The following is a 16,951-nucleotide window of genomic DNA, read 5'->3' as shown; positions in this document are numbered from 1 at the left end:
GAGCCGACAGGCAGGGGTGACGGCCTTGCGAATCAGATGATCTGCAAGCAAAACAACCCATACCAATGATGAGAAAGCCGAAGACCTTAGCCATTGCGTTGGGCGCGGCTGCCCTTGTACTGGGTGGCTATGTGCTGATGGAGACATACGTTCGTCCTTCGGCGCCTGGTCGCGATAGCGCCGTGCCTTCAGCACAGGTGGCTCAAGCCGCACCACTGATGCCTGAACATGGCACTCAGCATGGACAGCAGCGTCGCATCGACCCCGTCCAGGCGCCGCTCCAGGACAAGCCCAAGGTCGCCCTGACCTTGGGTGACAGCCTGGCCATGGGGGTCGACGCCATGCAGCCCGAACTTGCATTGAGCAGCGCGCGTGTGCTCGTCCGGTGCGTCAATCTGCCTCTTGATATCGAGCTGCTTGAAGGTCGCATTGCCCGCGAACAGGCAGGCGCCTACAAGGAGAGGATGCTGCGTGAACGGGAGTCGCTGATGGCGATGGAGTGGAACTGCCAAACGCTCCCAGCGGACATCCGCACTGTGGGCGACGCCCATCAGCTGCGAGCTCGACTGCTGCGACGTGCATACAGTGCCCATGTGCCGGGGGCCGCAATGGAACTGCTCGATATTCCGCAGCAGTTCGCCGAACTGCCCATCGAAGCGCTGAAGGCGCGTGCCGCTGAGGACGCCGCTGCGGGCGATGTGCCCACACTGACGTCTTGGGCGCTGCTCCAGGCGAAGGACGGCGATCTTGAGTCTCTGGAGACAAAGCTCTTCGCGTTTGCGCTGCAGAGGGCTGCGAGGAATCCGGAAATCAAGGATGAAGTCGCCCAGGCGCAAGCCGTCTATGCAAGAGTGCTGGAGCAATACTGGGCCAAGCGCCACCCTGAACAGAGGTCGGTCAACTCCGCTGGTTTCGGTACGGATGCGCAGGGGGCATTTCTTTATCCGAACGGCTTTGACGAGCCCCGGGATGCTGGCTATCAGGCCAATGCAAGAAGCATGGATGCGGCGCTGATTGCGGCAATCCGGAAAAAACGCACATCAACGGAATGACAGTGCGTCCCCTGCAGAAGAAAGGCTTGAGCACGATGCCGGGTCGCAGGCTGCGTTAGGCCTGGCCATGGCTGAGTGGCCTTGGCCGCGCGTTGGGCGCGCTCCTGGTCTGGCAGAGCCAGACCGCGGGGACGGTCGAGGACCCCTCCGCTGTCGACGCTGTCTCTCAGCCGGCGACGGCGGCCAGTGCCGGAGCCTCGAGTCCGACGCCCTGGCTGAGCGCCCCGCCCATGGCTCTGCAGGCATCACAAGGCCCTGCCGGCTTGCGCGCCGAGCCCTCGACGAGCCTGATGCACGCCCGCGACGCCTACGCCGCCGCCGTGCGGGCGCGCCAATCGAACCGGCCAGGCGGCTTTTTCGTCGCCGAGGCCCTGCTGAACGCCTCAAAGGCTCATGCGGTCGAGTTCACGATCTGGGCGGACGCAGGATTGCGTGAGGTCTTCGAGCGGCGCCATGGCCTGGATGATTGGCAGGCCTGGCATGCCAGCAGCTGGCTAGTGCGGGAGGTGCTGGGCAACACGGAGGAGACGGTGCTGTTCGAGCGCCTCCAATGCGCGGTCCATGGCCACTGTCACAGCGCGAACCTGCTGACGGAGGCCGAGCGCCAGCGCGCCGAGGCTGCGGCGCGCCAGGTGCTGCAGGACCTGCAGCGCCAGGACTGGCCCCGTCTGATCCAGGGGCCCCGGCCCTGAGCACGCCTGCAAGGCCGCAGCGGCGTCAAGCCGCCTCACGGCCTGGCGGTGTCTGGGAGTCGGGCCAGCTTGCAGCTGGCAGCGCGGTCCCGAGGTCGCCCAGGTCCTGCACCTCCAGCCCCTCCCGCAGTTCGATGCTGGACCCGAACCAGCCGCACTCCCGCGGGGCGGGCGCCTGCAGGGGCAACGTGGGCCCGGGAGGTGCTTCGTTCATGGCATCCGGCACCGTGCGCCCCTGGAGTGAACAAGACGCGCATCATGAAAGTTATGAACCAACGTCGCATCGGCAAGTGAAACGAGGCCGGCACGGAGGCCGCGTCCCCTCCCATTTCCAGGGGGCTCGCGGCGGGGGCGGCTGCGCAGGGAGGCGCCTAGCCCTTACCATCGCGACCAATTTCAACGAACTCATGGCATCCGGCGCCGCTGGCCCCCTGACTGGGCGGCAGGCTGCCGGCGTGTCCTGCACTCTGGATGGATCGCATGGCTCGCTCACCGTCATCTCGTTTGCTGGCTTGCTGCATCGGCATGGCACTGGCCTGCTTGGGCGCGCAGGCCCGGTCGGAGCAGGCTGCGCCCGGCGGCCTGCAAGCCAGCGAGGCCTCCCTGCGACTGGAGTACCAGCGCGTGAGCGTGCCCGGCGACCGCCCCCTGGACCTGATGGGCTTTCACTTCCATCAGCAGGTGATGGAGGGCATCAAGCTGGGCGCCGGCTTCTATGCGCCGCTGTTCAAGGGGGAGTACGGCGGTTTTGTCGCGGCCGACCTCGGCGTGCTGGCCCGCTATCCGCTGGCCGGGCCCTGGTACGTCACGGCGGGCCTGTCCGCGGGCGGGGGCGGGGGCGGGCGCAGCGTCGAGCACAGCAAGCTGCTGTCGGGCACCGGCGGCTTCATCAAGGGGCACCTGGGTCTGGGCTATGACTTCGGCGACTTCTCGGTGGGGGCCAGCCTGTCGCGGCTGAAGTTCCGCCAGTCGCTGATCGACGGCAGCCAGGCGAATGTCTTCATCGAGTTCCCCTTCCGCTACCTCACTGGCCCTCACGCGGGCCACGGGCAGGCCCTGCCACCCGGGGACGACCGGCGCGCGGCGCAGGAGATGGGCGAGAGCATGCTGACCCTCTCGCTGGACAACTACCGCCAGCAGGATCCGCAGGGCTCGAACAAGCGCACGGTGGGGCTGGGCGAGCTGCAGTTCGCCCACTTCTTTGCACAGGACAGCTACTGGTTCGCCTCCCTGGGCATGGGCTACCGGGGCATGCCTCTGTACAACCAGCTGCTGGGCGGCGCGGGCCAGCGCTGGCGGCTCTCGCCGGCGCTGACGCTCTACGGCCAGCTGGGCCTGGGTTCGGGAGGGTATGCCCCGGAGGTGATCGACACGGCCTCGGGCCTGCTGGTCTATCCCCGGCTGGGCCTGGAGTACGCCCTGGACCGTGACCTGGGCCTGGCCTTCACGCTGGGCTACATGACGGCCCCCCGCGGCAGCTCGCGCAACCAGACCTTCGGCCTGGCGCTGACCCGGCACCTGCGGTCCGGCCAGTCCGGCGACGCCGTGGGGCCGGCGCGCTACCAGGGCCTGCGGATGTCGGTCTTCCAGCACACCGCCTTCCACCTGAGCTACCGGGAGCAGGCACGCCCGTCGCTGCAGATGATGGGCCTGCAGCTGGACCTGCCCCTTGACGCGCACTGGTACCTGCCGCTGCAGGCCTCCGGCGCCTACAACGCCTACCTGGGCTATCCCGGCTATGCCGAGATCCTGGCCGGCCTGGGCCTGCAGACGGCGCTCGCGCGGGAGGACCGCTTCCAGTTCTTCGGCCAGCTGATGGGCGGCGCGAATGTGCACGGCAAGGTGGCCAAGGTCAGCGCCGGCCTGCGCTGGATCGTGGACGAGCGCCTGGCCCTGAATGCCTCCCTGGGACGCACCCTGGGCCGGGGGGATACCGGGGGGCATTTCAGCGCCAGCAACCTGACCCTGGGCCTGGACTACCGCTTTTCCCTCCCGACGCGCTGAGCCCGCGCGAGGCGCTGGGCCTCAGGGCGACGCCGCCGCAGCGCCGGCCAGGGCCAGGTGCAGGGCCTGGCGGTACTCGGCGGACTCGCGCACCGCGGCCACGCCGTCCCAGATGCGTTCCGCCAGGGCCGGGTGGCGCTTCACGAAGGCATGCGAGAGCAGCAGGTAGTAAGGCTTGCTGACCAGGGGCGGGCCCTGGCGCTCGATCTGCGCGGCGAACTGCGGGTTGCGGCTGAGGGTGTAGTCGCCCTGGCTGGTCTGCAGCGCTGCGGCGCCGATTCGACCGCGCTGCAGCATGGCCAGGATGGCGTCGGGCGCCTTGGCCGAGGCTTCGATGGGCAGCTGCTGCTGGCGCAGCCAGGCCACGATGGAGAAGCCGGCCTGCGCGCCCACGGCGCCATCCAGCTGGCTGAGCTGCTGCCCGTCCCAGCTCACGGCGCTGCCCTTGAGGCGGTAGAGGTGGTAGCTCTCCTCCAGCATGGCGCGCTCCACGTCCACCTGCCCGCCCCGCATGGGGTAGCGGCCGATCTTCAGCCGCTCGGGCTGGAAGCTGGCCTTGAAGGCGCCGTCCACGCCGCCTTCCTGGAGGGAGAGCAGGCAGCGCCGCCACGGCAGCAGCGTGACCTCGAAGCGCAGGCCCAGGCGCTGGCCCAGCAGGCGCACCATCAGCATGTTGAGGCCGCTGCGGTCGCGCAGCAGCCAGGGGTAGGAGTTCTCGTCCTCGGCACACAGCTGCAGCACCGACGGGTTGCCGGCGTCCGGGGCCTGGGCCCGCCCCACCCCCGGGGCAAGGGCGCCCAGCAGGCCGACGGCCATGAGCCATGCCCGGCCTCGGCGGCCGGTGCTTCCTGCGCGATCCCAACGCATGTTCTGCTGCCTCCTGCCCCCCGCGACAGGCGGGCGGGGCTCCCTGAATATAGCCAGCGCGGCGGTGCTTGTGGACCCGCGCGCCCTTCAGATCGGCAGGGCTGTGCTGTTCTTCACCTCCTCCATCACGGCGTAGGTGCGGGTCTCGCGCACACCGGGCAGGGTCCAGATCACGCTGCCGATGAACTCGCGGTAGGCGCCCATGTCGGAGACCCGGGTCTTGAGCAGGTAGTCGAAGCCGCCGGCCACCAGGTGGCATTCCAGGATTTCGGGCCGGGCCTGCACGGCGGCCTTGAAGTTGTCCATCACATCCTGCACCGTGCGGTCCAGCAGGATCTCGATGAAGACCATCATCGAGGCCCCCAGCTTGGCCGGGTTCAGCCGGGCCTCGTAGCCCAGGATGTAGCCCTCGCGGGTGAGGCGCTTGACGCGCTCCAGCACGGCCGTGGGGGAGAGGTGCACCGCCTCGGCCAGCTTCAGGTTGGAAATGCGCCCGTCCTGCTGCAGCACGCGCAGAATGCGGGCGTCGATGGTGTCGAGACCGGTGTCGGGGCTGGCCATATGAACTTTCTACTGCAGGTGGCTTGATGTTCTGAATTTAATTCAGCTTCAACCTGCATAAAGTTCAGGCTTTCACTAATTCGACCGCGTTCAAAAGGGGATCTCCATGACCGCCTTCACACTTCTGCCCGAACACGCCCGCCTGCCGGACCCGTACCGCGAGGAAATCCCCGTGGTGCAAGCCCTGGCGGCCAGCCTGGGCCGGGGCCTGGACTGGAACGCGGTGATCGCCACCGCCGCCCCCTGGGTGGACCAGGTGCGCAACAACCCGGCGCCCTTCTGGGCCATGGAGTCCCTGCTGCGCGAGTACCCCATCACCAGCAGCGAGGGCCTGGCCCTGATGCGACTGGCCGAGGCCCTGCTGCGTGTGCCGGACGCCCCCACCGCCATCGCCCTGACGGCCGACCAGCTGGGCCGCGGCAGCTTCGACGGCGGCTCCGAGGGCCCGCACAAGATGCTGGCCAGCCTCTCGGCCACGGCCATCTCGCTGTCCAAGAAGTTCCTGCCCGAGAACGAAGGGCAGGGCGGCCTGCTGACCCGCCTGGGCGCGCAGACCGTGGTCGCCGCCACCGTGCGCGCCATCCAGCTGCTGGGCCGCCAGTTCGTGCTGGGCCGCAACATCCAGGAAGCCATGAAGGAGGCGGACGATGCCCGCCGTGTGCAGTCCCAGCTGCGCTTCAGCTACGACATGCTGGGCGAGGGCGCCCGCACCGAGGCCGACGCGCGCCGCTACCACGCCGCCTACGTGAACGCCATCGAGGCCATCGCCGCGGGCCGCAAGGCCGAGTCGCCCGAGGGCTCGGACGGCATCTCCATCAAGCTCAGCGCCCTGTTCTCGCGCTACGAAGTGCTGCACCGCGAGCGCGTGTTCGCCGAGCTGCTGCCGCGCGTGTGGGTGCTGATCGAGAAGGCCGCGCAGGCCAACATCAACCTCACGATCGACGCCGAGGAGGTCGACCGTCTGGAGCTGTCCCTGGACGTGCTGGACGCGCTGTCGGCCCGCATCGCCGCGCACTTCCCGCAGTGGCGCGGCTTCGGTCTGGCCGTGCAGGCCTACCAGACCCGCGCCCTGGCCGTGGTCAACGAGGTGGCCGCCATCGCCCGCAGGCACGGCCTGAAGTTCATGGTGCGCCTGGTCAAGGGCGCCTACTGGGACGGCGAGATCAAGCGCGCCCAGGAGAACGGCCTGGCCGCCTACCCGGTGTTCACGCACAAGCAGCACACCGACGTCAGCTACCTGGCCTGCGCGCAGGCGCTGATCCAGCATGCCGACGTGATCTACCCGCAGTTCGCCAGCCACAACGCCGGCACCATCGCCGCCATCGTGCAGATGGCCCGCACGGCCGGTGCCAAGTTCGAGATGCAGCGCCTGCACGGCATGGGCGAGGGCATCTACCGCGAGGTGCTGAAGGACGCCAGCATTCCCTGCCGCGTCTACGCTCCCGTGGGCGAGCACCGCGATCTGCTGGCCTACCTCGTGCGCCGCCTGCTGGAGAACGGCGCCAACAGCTCCTTCGTCCACCAGCTGGCCGACCCGAGCGTCAACGTGCAGGAGCTGCTGGGCTCGCCGCTGGCGCAGGTGCAGGGTCGCGGCGCGCTGCCCTTGCCGCTGGACCTCTACCGCGATGAATCCGGCCGTGGCCGCGCCAATTCCAAGGGCGTGGACCTGACCGCCCTGGACCAGCGCCAGCCCCTGCTGGCTGCGCTGGAGAAGACCGTGGTCGGCCCGGTGGCCGAGGCCACGCCGGGGGAGATCGGCGCCGCCATGGAGCGTCTTCAGGCAGGCTTCAAGGGTTGGAACGCCACGCCGGTCGCCCAGCGTGCCGCCATCCTGCGCCGCGCCGCCGACGCGATGGAAGCGCGCCTGCCCGAGTTCTGCGCCCTGCTGGTCAAGGAAGCCTTCAAGACCCAGGGCGACTGCGTGGCCGAGGTCCGCGAGGCGGTGGACTTCCTGCGCTACTACGCCGACGAGGCCGAGAGCCAGGCCCCCCTGATGCAGGGCCGTGGCGTCTTCGTCTGCATCTCGCCCTGGAACTTCCCGCTGGCCATCTTCGCGGGGCAGGTCGTCGCGGCCCTGGTGACGGGCAATGCCGTCGCCGCCAAGCCGGCCGAGCAGACGCCCTATGTGGCGCTGAAGGCCGTCGAGCTGCTGCACGAGGCTGGCGTCCCTGCCGATGCGCTGGCGCTGCTGCACGGCCCCGGCGAGACCGTGGGCGCGGGCCTGGTGGCCCATCCGCTGACCGCCGGCGTGTGCTTCACGGGCTCGACCGTCGTGGCCCAGATCATCAACAAGACCCTGGCGGCCAAGGACGGCAGCGAGATCGTCCCCCTGATCGCCGAGACCGGCGGCCTCAACGCCATGCTGGTGGACTCCACCGCCCTGCCTGAGCAGGTGGTGGATGCCGTGGTGCAGAGCGCTTTCCGCTCCGCCGGCCAGCGCTGCTCGGCCCTGCGCCTGCTGTGCGTGCACGAGAGCATTGCCGACGGCGTGATCGAGATGATCAAGGGCGCGGTGCAGGAGCTGTGGGTGGGCCAGCCGGCCGAGCTGGCCACCGACGTGGGCCCGGTGATCGATGACGAGGCCTTCGACAACATCGCCCGCCATGTGGAGCGCCTCAAGCGCGAGGCCCGCCTGATCGCCGAGGCGCCGGTGCATGACAAGCTGCCGCGCATCATCCGCCCGGTGGCCTTTGAGATCGCCAAGGTCTCAGACCTGGGCCAGGAAATCTTCGGCCCGGTGCTGCACGTGCTGCGCTGGAGTGGCGAGGTCGACGGCGTGCTGGAGCAGATCAACGCCCTGGGCTACGGCCTGACCATGGGCATCCAGACCCGCATCGACAGCCGCGCCCTGCGACTGGCCGAGAAGGCGCGTGTGGGCAACATCTACGTCAACCGCAACATCATCGGCGCGGTGGTGGGCGTGCAGCCCTTCGGCGGCGAAGGCATGTCGGGCACCGGTCCCAAGGCCGGCGGCCGCCACTACCTGCATCGCTTCTGCGCCGAGACCGGCGCGGCGCCGGTCGTGGGCGGCGGGCTGATCGCCGGCAGTGCCGATGCCAGCCAGCTCAGCAGTCGTCTGGCTGCCCTGCAGGCCGCGCAGGCCACCTGGGCCTCGGTCGAGCTGACTCAGCGCGTGGCCGTGCTGCGCCGTGCCGCGGAGGGCGCCGAGGGTCCCGTGGCCGCCGTGCTGCGTGCCCATGCACAGCAGGCCGAGCATGGCCTGCAGGACCAGGTCCTGCCCGGCCCCACGGGCGAGAGCAATGAGCTGCGCCTGCATGGCCGCGGTGTCTTTGCCGTGCTCAGCGAGGGGGCCGACGACGCCCAGATCGCCGCCGCCCTGGGTGGGGCCCTGGTGGCCGGCAATGCTGTCGCCCTGGTCGGCGACGGTCGCTGCGAGGCCCTGCGCCAGCGCCTGGTGCAGGCTGGCGTGCCCGGCACCGCCGTGGCCGTGCTGCCGGTGGACCTGGCCCATGGCCTGCTGAGCGCACCCGCGCTGGCCGGCGTGGTGGTGGCCGCGAACGACATCGCCCTGGCCCGTGCCGTGCTGCGCCGCCTGGCCGAGCGCCAGGGCGCCATCCTGCCGCTGGTCACTGCGGCCGACGCCGCCAACCCGCGCCAGCAGTACCGCTTCGCGGCCGAGCAGACGCTCACCATCAACACCGCGGCCGCCGGCGGCAATGCGGCCCTGCTGGCGGGCATGCACTGAACCGCGGCCTGGCGGGGGTCAGGTCTTGCCCGGCACATCGTCCCGGGCAAGACGGCCCGGCTCAGAGCCAGGTGCTGATCTGGTCCAGCGGCTTCTTGAGGCCGCCGTGCACCGGCACCTGGCAGCCCGGCTTCGGGTAGCCGACCACCAGCAGGATCACCGGCTTTTCGCTGTCCGGGCGCCGGCACAGGCCGTTGAGAAAGCCCATGGGGCTGGGCGTGTGCGTCAGCGTGGCCAGGCCGGCGTCGTGCAGGGCGCTGATCAGGAAGCCGGTGGCAATGCCCACCGACTCCGGCACGTAGTAGTGGCTGAAGCGCTCGCCCTGCGCATCGACGCCGTACTTCTGCGCAAAGATGGCGATCAGCAGCGGGGCCTCCTCCAGAAACGGCTTGTTCGGGTCCGTGCCCAGCGGGGCCAGGGCGCGCAGCCATTCCTCGGGGGCGCGGCCGTTGTAGAAGGCTCGCTCTTCCTCCTCGGCCGCCTCGCGGATCTGGCGCTTGAGCGCCGGGTCCTCGATCACGGCGAAATGCCAGGGCTGCTGGTTGGCGCCCGAGGGCGCGGTGCCGGCGGCCAGCAGGCAATGCTCGATGACCTCGCGGGGCACCGGACGGCTGTCGAAATCGCGCACGGTGCGGCGGCGCTTCTGCTGCTCGTAGTGCGCCAGGGCGCGGGCCTTCATCTCGTCGGCAGGCAGCTCGCGGTAATGCGCCAGGGACTCCATGGGTGGCAGGGGATGGGCTTGATTGGTCTTCATCTGGTCTCCTCTCGTGACTCCGGGCGCGAGCTTAAGCAGGTGGACGGTCCCTGCCAAGTCGACGTTATCCCCAAGACCGGTGCCGCCCGGCTGTCCGGCGGGCGGTGGGCCCGTCTGCACCAGCCCATGCCCCTCTTACACTGGCCCCGGCGCAGCGCCGCCGGGCGCCGGCCCCGTCATCCCTCCACTCCCTGACACCGACTCCATGAACAACACTCTGGCCTTCATCGGCGGCGGCAACATGGCCAGCGCCATCCTGGGCGGCCTCCTGCGTGCCGGACGCTCGCCGGATTCGCTCCTCGTCGTCGAGCCCTACGAGCCGCAGCGCCAGAAGCTGGCGGCGGAGCTGGGGCTCCAGGCCCTGGCGGCCCCGGACGCCTCGCTGGCCCGGGCAGGCCTGGTGGTCTGGGCGGTCAAGCCGCAGCTGTTCGCCGAGGCCGCGGCGCCCTGCGCCGGCCTGCTGGGGCAGGCCCTGCAGCTCTCGGTGATGGCGGGCATCCGTTCGGAGGACATCGCCCGTGCCACGGGCAGCGAGCGCGTGGTCCGCAGCATGCCCAACACGCCGGCGCTGATCGGCCAGGGCATCGCCGGACTCTTCGCCCGGCCGGCGGTGACGGCCGGGGATCGCGAGCTTGTCGAGACCGTGCTGGCCCCCACGGGACGGACCGTCTGGGTGGCGCAGGAGTCCGACCTGGACGCCGTGACGGCGCTGTCCGGCTCCGGCCCGGCGTATTTCTTCTATGTGGTCGAGGCTCTGGTGCAGGCCGCGCAGGAGATGGGCCTCAGCGAGGCCCAGGGCCGCGAGCTGGCCCTGGCCACCTGCGCCGGCGCCGCCGCCCTGGCCCTGCAGTCGGGCGATTCGCCGACCGTGCTGCGCGAACGCGTGACCTCCAAGGGCGGCACCACCCATGCGGCCATCAGCGCGATGCAGGCGGCGGGCGTCGGCCCGGCCATCGTGCAGGCCGTGAAGGCCGCCCAGCGGCGGGCCCGCGAGCTGGGTGAGGAGTTCGCACCGCCTGTGCACGGCGAAGCTGGAAGCCAGGGCGTCGCCTGATCGTGGGAGGCGGCCTGCGGATGAAGCCGTCGCTGGTCCTGGCGGCGCTGGCGTGGCCGCTGCTGGCGGCCGCGGACTGTGGCCGCCTGGAGCAGATCAGCGCCCACGAGGGTCAGGTCTTGCCATTCGCGGTCAGTGCGCCCACCGTGCCGGCGCGCGGCATCAGCCTCGTCCTGCTGGCCGGCGGCCATGGGCATGTGGGTCTGGACGCCGCGGGCTGCCCCACGCAGCTCAAGGGCAATGCCCTGCTGCGCGCCCGGCCGCTGTTCCAGGCGCGGGGCTACGAGGTGGTGACGCTGGACGCGCCGGCCGACTACCGCGGCGACGACGGCCTGGCCGGCTTCCGCATCGATCCCGCCCATGCCCAGGACATCGGCCGCGTGCTGCGCTGGCTGCGAGGGCAGGGCGCCCGCGAGGTCTGGCTGCTGGGGACCAGCCGCGGCAGCATCTCGGCCGTCAACGCTGCCGCGCGCCTCTCGGGCGAGGCGGCGCCGGACGGCCTGGTGCTGAGCTCGGTGCTGAGCACCAGCGTCTCTGCGCGCAAGTCCTGGGCGGGCCACCATGTCTTCGACCTGCCGCTGGATCGCATCCAGCAGCCCACCCTGCTGCTGGGGCATGTCGACGACAGCTGCCCGCGCTCGCCGCCCAGCGGCCAGGAGCGGGTGGCGCAGCGCATCGGCGCTTCGGCCCGCACGCAGCTGATCAGCGGCGGGCAGGGCCCCGTCAGCGGCCCCGACGCCTGCGAGGGGCGCTCACCGCATGGCTTCTGGGGGCAGGACGCCGACATGGTGGACGCGACGCTGGCCTTCATCGAGTCGCGGCCGCGCTGAGACCGGGTGCGGGCCGCCGCTGCGGCCCTACACTCACGCGCCGTGAGCGCCAATCCCGAACTCTCCCGCCTGGCGGACGATCCCGCCTGGCCCCCTGTTGCCGTCTGACATGGGCATTGCTTCCCGCCATTCCCTGCGCGACTGGCTGTGCGCGCCCGGCAGCCTCAGCCGCCGTCTGGCCCGCCTGGGCCAGCGCTTCGAAGTGCAGGTGCTGCGCCAGGGCGTGACGCCGCTGCGCGCGGCCGAGCGCCAGGCCCTGGGCCTGCCGCGGCGCGGCTGCACGGTGGTGCGCGAGGTGCTGCTGCGCGTGGACGGCCAGCCCCTGGTCTGGGCCCGTTCGGCCCTGCACCAGTCCTCGCTGGCCGGCCCCTGGAAGGCGCTCAAGGGCCTGGGCTCGCGGCCTCTGGCCCACCTGCTCTATGAGGACCCGCGCATCCAGCGCAGCGAGCTCCAGCCCCGCCGCCTCGCCCGCTTCGGCCACACCCGCCGCCAGATGGCGCGCCAATGGCTGGCCGCGACGGGCGAACTGCCGCCCGCGCAGATGCTGTGGTCGCGCAACTCGGTCTTCCGCCGGGGCGGGGCGCCGCTGCGGGTGATGGAGCTGTTCGTGCCGGCGGTGGCCCGGTTCAAGCCGGGGAAGCGGCCGCGTTGAGCGGGTGGACCTGCACGATGCCGCAGCCAGTGGGCGGGGCAGGGGCTCGAGGTCCCACAGTGCCGCAATGAATGAATCCGGATGGATCATCTCAAGGCCCAGCGGCTCGACGACCTCCGGCGGGAAGTCCCGCAGCTTGGCGGTGACGATGCAGTCGGTGTGGCCGGCCAGGGCGGCGCACAGCGCATGGACGTCATCAGGATCCGGGAGGCTGAGCCCGCCAGCCCAGGCCCGCCATGCCGACTCAGGCACCTCCCAGTCCGGCACGGCGGCACGCATCTGGTCTCGCCGGACCTCGAGCCGGCCGGCAAGCGCCGGTCGCTTCACTTCCAGCGCTGCGATCCACTCGCGTTCGATCTGCGTGGTCCACTTGGCGGCGAAGAGGCCGGCGGTGGCCAGGCTCATCAGTGAATCGGCGGTGGCGATGGGATACAGGACACAGGCGTCGAGCAGCGCGGTGTAGCGCGCGTGCCCTGCCATGTCAGTAGTCCAGTCCGAGCTCTCGGGCGTTGTCGGCCATGGGCTCCAGAGCCGCTTCCTGCCCGGCGCGCATCCGGCGCGCATAGGCCATCAGATCCTCGGCGGCGATCCTGCGATGGGTGCCCACCTTGCGATGCGGCAGATGCCCTGCTTCGATCGCCTTGATCACGAAAGGACGGGACACATTCAGGAAATTCGCAGCCTCGACGGTCGTGAACTCCCGGTGCGCCGGCACCAGCGAAACCGGTCGTCCTTCGCTCATGGCGCCCAGCAGCTGCCCGATCAGCCGCAGGGCGGCTGGCGGCAACTCGATGGAGGGGTGGTCGCCGCTGTCGGTGGTCAAGGTGATGGCGGCGGCCCGCGATCGGTCCAGTGCTTCCATGAGGCAGCGCTGGGCGAGTCTCGCCATCTCGATGTCCTTGGCGGACAGGGGCGGCGACGGGGCCTCCTGGCCGATCTCGGGCGTTCGCAGGTCCTGCTCCCTGGGGTTGCTGTGCGGCGTGCCACATTTCAAATGCAATAAGTGAAGCAAAAGCATCCTCTGACTGAGGGAGCCCGGTGGCCATTCCGACCCTCTGCAGTCACGGAACCGAAGGATGACGCCCCGCCCCTCACGGCACGTTCACGAGATACCGCCGCTGCAGCGCGTCACTCAGCCGCGGTCCACAATGCGCACATCCGCCGTGCCCCGGCCCCGGGGCGCTCGGCTCACAAGAAAGGAAGTCGCCATGCAACGCCGCCACCTGCTGCCCCTGCTGCTCACGCCCCTGGCCCTGCCCGCCCTCGCCAATCCGCCCGAGGGCCGCGGTCATGGCAAGGGGCGCAACAAGCACGAGGACCGCAATGACCGCGATGAGCGCGCCGACGGCACGAGCGTGAGCGTTCGTGGCGACGCCGGCGGTCTGGTCAGCGTCAACATCAGCGTGGGCGACGCCCGCCTGTGGGTGCGCGAGGCCGGCGTGCGCGAACGCTATGCCGACCTGCCGCCGGGCATCCGCAAGAACCTGGCGCGCGGCAAGCCCCTGCCGCCGGGCATTGCCAAGCGCCTGCCGCCACCCGCCCTGCAGCAGCGCCTGCCGCATTACCCCGGCTACGAGTGGCAGGTGTGCGGCAAGGACCTGGTGCTGGTGGCCGTGACCACCCTGGTGGTGGCTGCGGTGCTGAACTCGGTCTTCGACTGAGCCCCGGGGCCGCTCAGCGCAGGCTGAGGTCGGCCACAGTGCCGGCGAAGATCGCGAAGCCCACCCAGTGGTTGGCGCGGAAGGCGCGGAAACAGCCCTCGCGGCCGCGGTCGCGAATCAGCGTGTAGTGCCAGGCCACCTGGGCCGCCGCCACGGCCAGCCCCAGCAGGAAGAGCTTGCCCAGGCCCAGGCGCAGGCCCAGGAAGGCCCAGGACGCCAGGAAGACGGCGTAGAAGGCCATCACGCCCGCCACGTCGAAGCGGCCCAGGGTGATGGCGCTGGTCTTGATGCCGATCTTGAGGTCGTCGTCGCGGTCGACCATCGCGTACTCGGTGTCGTAGGCCAGCACCCAGAACAGGTTGGCCACCAGCAGGGCCCAGGCCGACTTCGGCACGGCCGCCTGGATGGCCGCCAGGCTCCACTCACTGCCGCCCAGGGCCGCCGAGAAGGCCATGGGGATGCCGAAGCTGAAGGCCACGCCCAGCACGGCCTGGGGCATGTTCACCACGCGCTTGGCATAGGGGTAGAGCAGGGTCACGGCCAGGGCCGCGAAGGACAGCAGGATGGTGGGCGCGTTGGTCGTCAGCACCAGGCCGAAGGCCAGCAGGGCCAGCACGGCGCCCACGGCCAGCGCCTCCTTCACCGAGACCGCGCCGCTGGTCACCGGCCGCTGGGCGGTACGCTTGACGTGTTTGTCGAAGTCGCGGTCGGCGACGTCGTTGACGCAGCAGCCGGCCGAGCGCATCAGCACTGTGCCGGCGGTGAACACGGCCAGCAGGTGCCAGCCGGGAAAGCCGTCCGCCGCCATCCACAGGGCGGCCAGCGTGGGCCACAGCAGCAGCAGCCAGCCGGCCGGCCGGTCCCAGCGGATCAGGTTCAGGTAGAGGCTCAGTCGGGAAGGGACGGCGGAACTCATGCAGGCATTGTCACCCGGTCTGGCGACGGCAATGTCCCTGGCGTGGCGGGCCGAATGCGCCGCCGCTATGCTGCCTTTCCGCCAAGACTGCCGGGCTTCCCGGGCGTCCTGCACCTTGTATGCGGGCCTGTCGCACGGGCGAGAGGCTCAGCCGCATTCCCAACCGGAGGACTTCATGAGCGCACGCGCAACCATCCCGCAACTGTCCCGCATCTGCACGGGCCTGGGCCTGGCACTGGCCATCTCGCTGCCGGCCCTGGCAGCTGCCCCCCAGCAGAAGAACCAGGCACCGGGCTTCTACCGCCTGGCCCTGGGCGACTTCGAGGTCACCGCGCTCAACGACGGCACCGTGGACCTGCCGATGGACAAGCTGCTGACCGGCGCCAAGCCCGGCCAGGTCGAGAAGGCCCTCAGCCGCGCCTACCTGAAGGCGCCGGTGGAGACCTCGGTGAATGCCTTCCTGGTCAACACGGGCAGCAAGCTGGTCCTGATCGACACCGGCGCGGCCGGCCTCTTCGGCCCCACCCTGGGCCGCCTGCTGGTCCAGCTGAAGGCGGCCGGCTACCAGCCGGAGGAGATCGACGAGATCTACATCACCCACTTCCATGGCGACCACGTGGGCGGCCTGCTCTCGGCCGGCAAGGCGGCCTTCCCCAATGCCGTCGTGCGCGCGGACCAGCATGAGTCCGACTACTGGCTCAGCAAGGAAGCGATGGACAAGGCCCCGGCCGCGGCCAAGAGCGGCTTCGAGGGGGCGCAGATGTCGCTGAAGCCCTACGTGGACGCCGGCCGCTTCAAGCCCTTCAGCGGCCCGACGGAACTGCTGCCTGGCATCCGCGCGGTGCCGACGCCCGGCCATACGCCGGGTCACAGCATCTACGTGATCGAGAGCAAGGGCCAGCAGATGGCCTTCTGGGGCGACCTGATGCACGTGGCCGCCGTGCAGTTCCCCGACCCCAGCGTGACCATCCAGTTCGACAGCGACTCCAAGGCCGCGGCGCCCCAGCGCAAGAAGGCCTATGCCGAGGCCGCGGCCAAGGGCTACTACGTGGCCGTGGCCCATGTGAGCTTCCCCGGCATCGGCAAGCTGCGCGCCGATGGCAAGGGCTACACCTGGCTGCCGGCGAACTACAGCACCAAGTTCTGAGCGGGCGCTGCCCCGCGCCGCTTGCGCGCCGGCTGCACCTGCAAACGGTTGTGTTCATGGCCGTGTTCACGAAGGGCCGGGAAAGTGCCGGTCCCTGGCCGGCCCGCGCTTGCCTGCGCAGGGCGACTCATCAAGAATGGGGCGGCTGCGTCGGCCCTGGCCGGCCAAGGAGAAGCGTTTGAACCTGCGTGCTGTCGGGCGTTGGGTGTGGCTGCTGGGGGCTCTGCTGGTCGGGGTCCCGGGCGCCTGGGCGCAGTCCGGTGCCCCGGGGGCGGGCGCCGTGCCCGCGACGCAGGCCAGCGGCGCCGCGCCTGGGGGACAGGTCTTGCTGGTGCTGTCCGACCCCTGGTGCCCCTACAACTGCCAACCCGACAGCGACAGGCCGGGCTATGTGGTGGAGATGCTGCGCGAGATCTTCGCGCCGCCCACCTGGCAGCTGAAATACCAGATCGTGCCCTGGGACCGCGCCCTGCAGCAGGTGCGCGAGGGGCAGGCCGCCATCGCTCCCGAGCTGACGCGCGAGCAGGCCCAGCGCCTGGGGCTGCTGATCGGCCATGAAGCCGTGGGCGAGCCGGCCGACTGCCTCTACGTGGCCGCCGGCAACCCGCTGCGCTTCAGCCAGGCCTCCGACCTCGACGGGCTCCGTCAGGTGGCCGTGGTGTCGGGCTACGAATACGAGTTCGCTTTCGGCGAGTGGATCAGCCGGCCGGAGAACAAGGCCCGCGTGGTGCTGACCCGCGGCGCCAATCCCGCCGAGGTCAATGCGCGCAACCTGGCCCGCGGGCGCCTGGACGGCGTCATCGAGAGCGCGGCGGTGATGCACATGCTGGTCAAGCAGCTGCGCCTGCAGGACAAGATCCGCGAGGCCGGCTGCCAGCAGGCCTCGCCGGTCTACGTGGGCTTCAGCCCGCGCCTGCCCAACGCCGCGCAGCTGGTCGAGCATCTCGACCAGGGCATCGCCGAGCTGCGCCGCAGCAAGCGCCTGGCGCGCATCCTGTCCCGCTACGGGCAGCAGGACTGGAAGGCGGACTGAGCGCCCGGCCGCCCCGCATCGT

Annotated in this window: 17 protein-coding genes; 11 read left to right on the top strand and 6 right to left on the bottom strand. The window is 70.5% G+C overall.

Features of this window, described 5'->3' with window-relative positions; all coding sequences use genetic code 11:
* The first annotated feature begins 68 nt into the window (after positions 1–68).
* Together ABDJ40_RS06970 and ABDJ40_RS06965 are read left to right on the top strand one after the other, a co-directional pair.
* Complete coding sequence (locus ABDJ40_RS06970) at positions 69–1,052, top strand: hypothetical protein (protein ID WP_347608009.1); 984 nt, start codon at positions 69–71, stop codon at positions 1,050–1,052.
* Between the two features lie 290 nt (positions 1,053–1,342).
* On the top strand, positions 1,343–1,744 hold the full coding sequence (locus tag ABDJ40_RS06965) for a hypothetical protein (RefSeq protein ID WP_347608006.1): 402 nt from the start codon (positions 1,343–1,345) through the stop codon (positions 1,742–1,744).
* A gap of 25 nt (positions 1,745–1,769) precedes the next feature.
* On the opposite strand, the gene ABDJ40_RS06960 is transcribed toward ABDJ40_RS06965, so the two are convergent.
* A complete protein-coding gene (locus ABDJ40_RS06960) occupies positions 1,770–1,958 on the bottom strand; it encodes a hypothetical protein (RefSeq protein WP_347608003.1) in 189 nt (62 codons plus the stop codon).
* Positions 1,959–2,269: 311 nt separating this feature from the next.
* On the opposite strand from ABDJ40_RS06960, the gene ABDJ40_RS06955 reads away from it, so the two are divergent.
* Positions 2,270–3,748, top strand: a complete 1,479-nt coding sequence (locus ABDJ40_RS06955) for a hypothetical protein (RefSeq protein ID WP_347607999.1) — start codon at positions 2,270–2,272, stop codon at positions 3,746–3,748.
* 21 nt (positions 3,749–3,769) lie between these two features.
* On the opposite strand, the gene ABDJ40_RS06950 is transcribed toward ABDJ40_RS06955, so the two are convergent.
* Entirely contained in the window at positions 3,770–4,564 is a 795-nt protein-coding gene (locus ABDJ40_RS06950) for a substrate-binding periplasmic protein (RefSeq protein WP_347607997.1), read from the bottom strand.
* A gap of 138 nt (positions 4,565–4,702) precedes the next feature.
* A complete protein-coding gene (locus ABDJ40_RS06945; RefSeq protein WP_269630628.1) occupies positions 4,703–5,176 on the bottom strand; it encodes an Lrp/AsnC ligand binding domain-containing protein in 474 nt (157 codons plus the stop codon).
* 106 nt (positions 5,177–5,282) lie between these two features.
* Between ABDJ40_RS06945 and ABDJ40_RS06940 the strand changes: the two genes are divergently transcribed.
* Positions 5,283–8,882, top strand: coding sequence for an L-glutamate gamma-semialdehyde dehydrogenase (locus ABDJ40_RS06940; RefSeq protein ID WP_430765606.1), 3,600 nt, complete (start codon positions 5,283–5,285; stop codon positions 8,880–8,882).
* Between the two features lie 61 nt (positions 8,883–8,943).
* On the opposite strand, the gene ABDJ40_RS06935 is transcribed toward ABDJ40_RS06940, so the two are convergent.
* Positions 8,944–9,636, bottom strand: coding sequence for a nitroreductase family protein (locus ABDJ40_RS06935; RefSeq protein WP_347607992.1), 693 nt, complete (start codon positions 9,634–9,636; stop codon positions 8,944–8,946).
* 205 nt (positions 9,637–9,841) lie between these two features.
* Between ABDJ40_RS06935 and proC the strand changes: the two genes are divergently transcribed.
* The 4 genes from proC (at position 9,842) to ABDJ40_RS24745 (ending at position 12,583) form a co-directional block, all read left to right on the top strand.
* Positions 9,842–10,690, top strand: a complete 849-nt coding sequence (proC, locus tag ABDJ40_RS06930) for a pyrroline-5-carboxylate reductase (RefSeq protein ID WP_347607989.1) — start codon at positions 9,842–9,844, stop codon at positions 10,688–10,690.
* Positions 10,691–10,710: 20 nt separating this feature from the next.
* Positions 10,711–11,520, top strand: coding sequence for an alpha/beta hydrolase (locus ABDJ40_RS06925; RefSeq protein ID WP_347607986.1), 810 nt, complete (start codon positions 10,711–10,713; stop codon positions 11,518–11,520).
* A gap of 109 nt (positions 11,521–11,629) precedes the next feature.
* Entirely contained in the window at positions 11,630–12,172 is a 543-nt protein-coding gene (locus ABDJ40_RS06920; RefSeq protein WP_347607983.1) for a chorismate--pyruvate lyase family protein, read from the top strand.
* An 81-nt stretch (positions 12,173–12,253) separates the two neighbouring features.
* A complete protein-coding gene (locus ABDJ40_RS24745) occupies positions 12,254–12,583 on the top strand; it encodes a hypothetical protein (RefSeq protein ID WP_430765605.1) in 330 nt (109 codons plus the stop codon).
* 70 nt (positions 12,584–12,653) lie between these two features.
* On the opposite strand, the gene ABDJ40_RS06910 is transcribed toward ABDJ40_RS24745, so the two are convergent.
* Positions 12,654–13,034, bottom strand: coding sequence for a helix-turn-helix domain-containing protein (locus tag ABDJ40_RS06910; RefSeq protein WP_347607980.1), 381 nt, complete (start codon positions 13,032–13,034; stop codon positions 12,654–12,656).
* A 346-nt stretch (positions 13,035–13,380) separates the two neighbouring features.
* Here ABDJ40_RS06910 and ABDJ40_RS06905 point away from each other — a divergent pair, with 346 nt between their 5' ends.
* Positions 13,381–13,833 (top strand): anti-virulence regulator CigR family protein, encoded by a 453-nt coding sequence (locus tag ABDJ40_RS06905; protein WP_269630622.1) that lies wholly within the window; start codon positions 13,381–13,383, stop codon positions 13,831–13,833.
* Positions 13,834–13,846: 13 nt separating this feature from the next.
* Here ABDJ40_RS06905 and ubiA read toward each other — a convergent pair whose 3' ends face one another.
* Positions 13,847–14,749: a 4-hydroxybenzoate octaprenyltransferase gene (ubiA, locus tag ABDJ40_RS06900; protein WP_347607976.1), complete on the bottom strand. Its 903-nt coding sequence runs from the start codon at positions 14,747–14,749 to the stop codon at positions 13,847–13,849.
* 175 nt (positions 14,750–14,924) lie between these two features.
* Between ubiA and ABDJ40_RS06895 the strand changes: the two genes are divergently transcribed.
* Complete coding sequence (locus tag ABDJ40_RS06895) at positions 14,925–15,896, top strand: MBL fold metallo-hydrolase (RefSeq protein WP_347607973.1); 972 nt, start codon at positions 14,925–14,927, stop codon at positions 15,894–15,896.
* A gap of 178 nt (positions 15,897–16,074) precedes the next feature.
* Entirely contained in the window at positions 16,075–16,929 is an 855-nt protein-coding gene (locus tag ABDJ40_RS06890) for a substrate-binding periplasmic protein (RefSeq protein WP_347607970.1), read from the top strand.
* Positions 16,930–16,951: the final 22 nt, after the last annotated feature.

It is taken from the genome of Roseateles flavus, from assembly GCF_039872765.1.
GTDB classification, from domain to species: Bacteria; Pseudomonadota; Gammaproteobacteria; order Burkholderiales; family Burkholderiaceae_C; genus Roseateles_B; species Roseateles_B flavus.
This window is presented reverse-complemented; position numbering and strand designations above follow the sequence as displayed.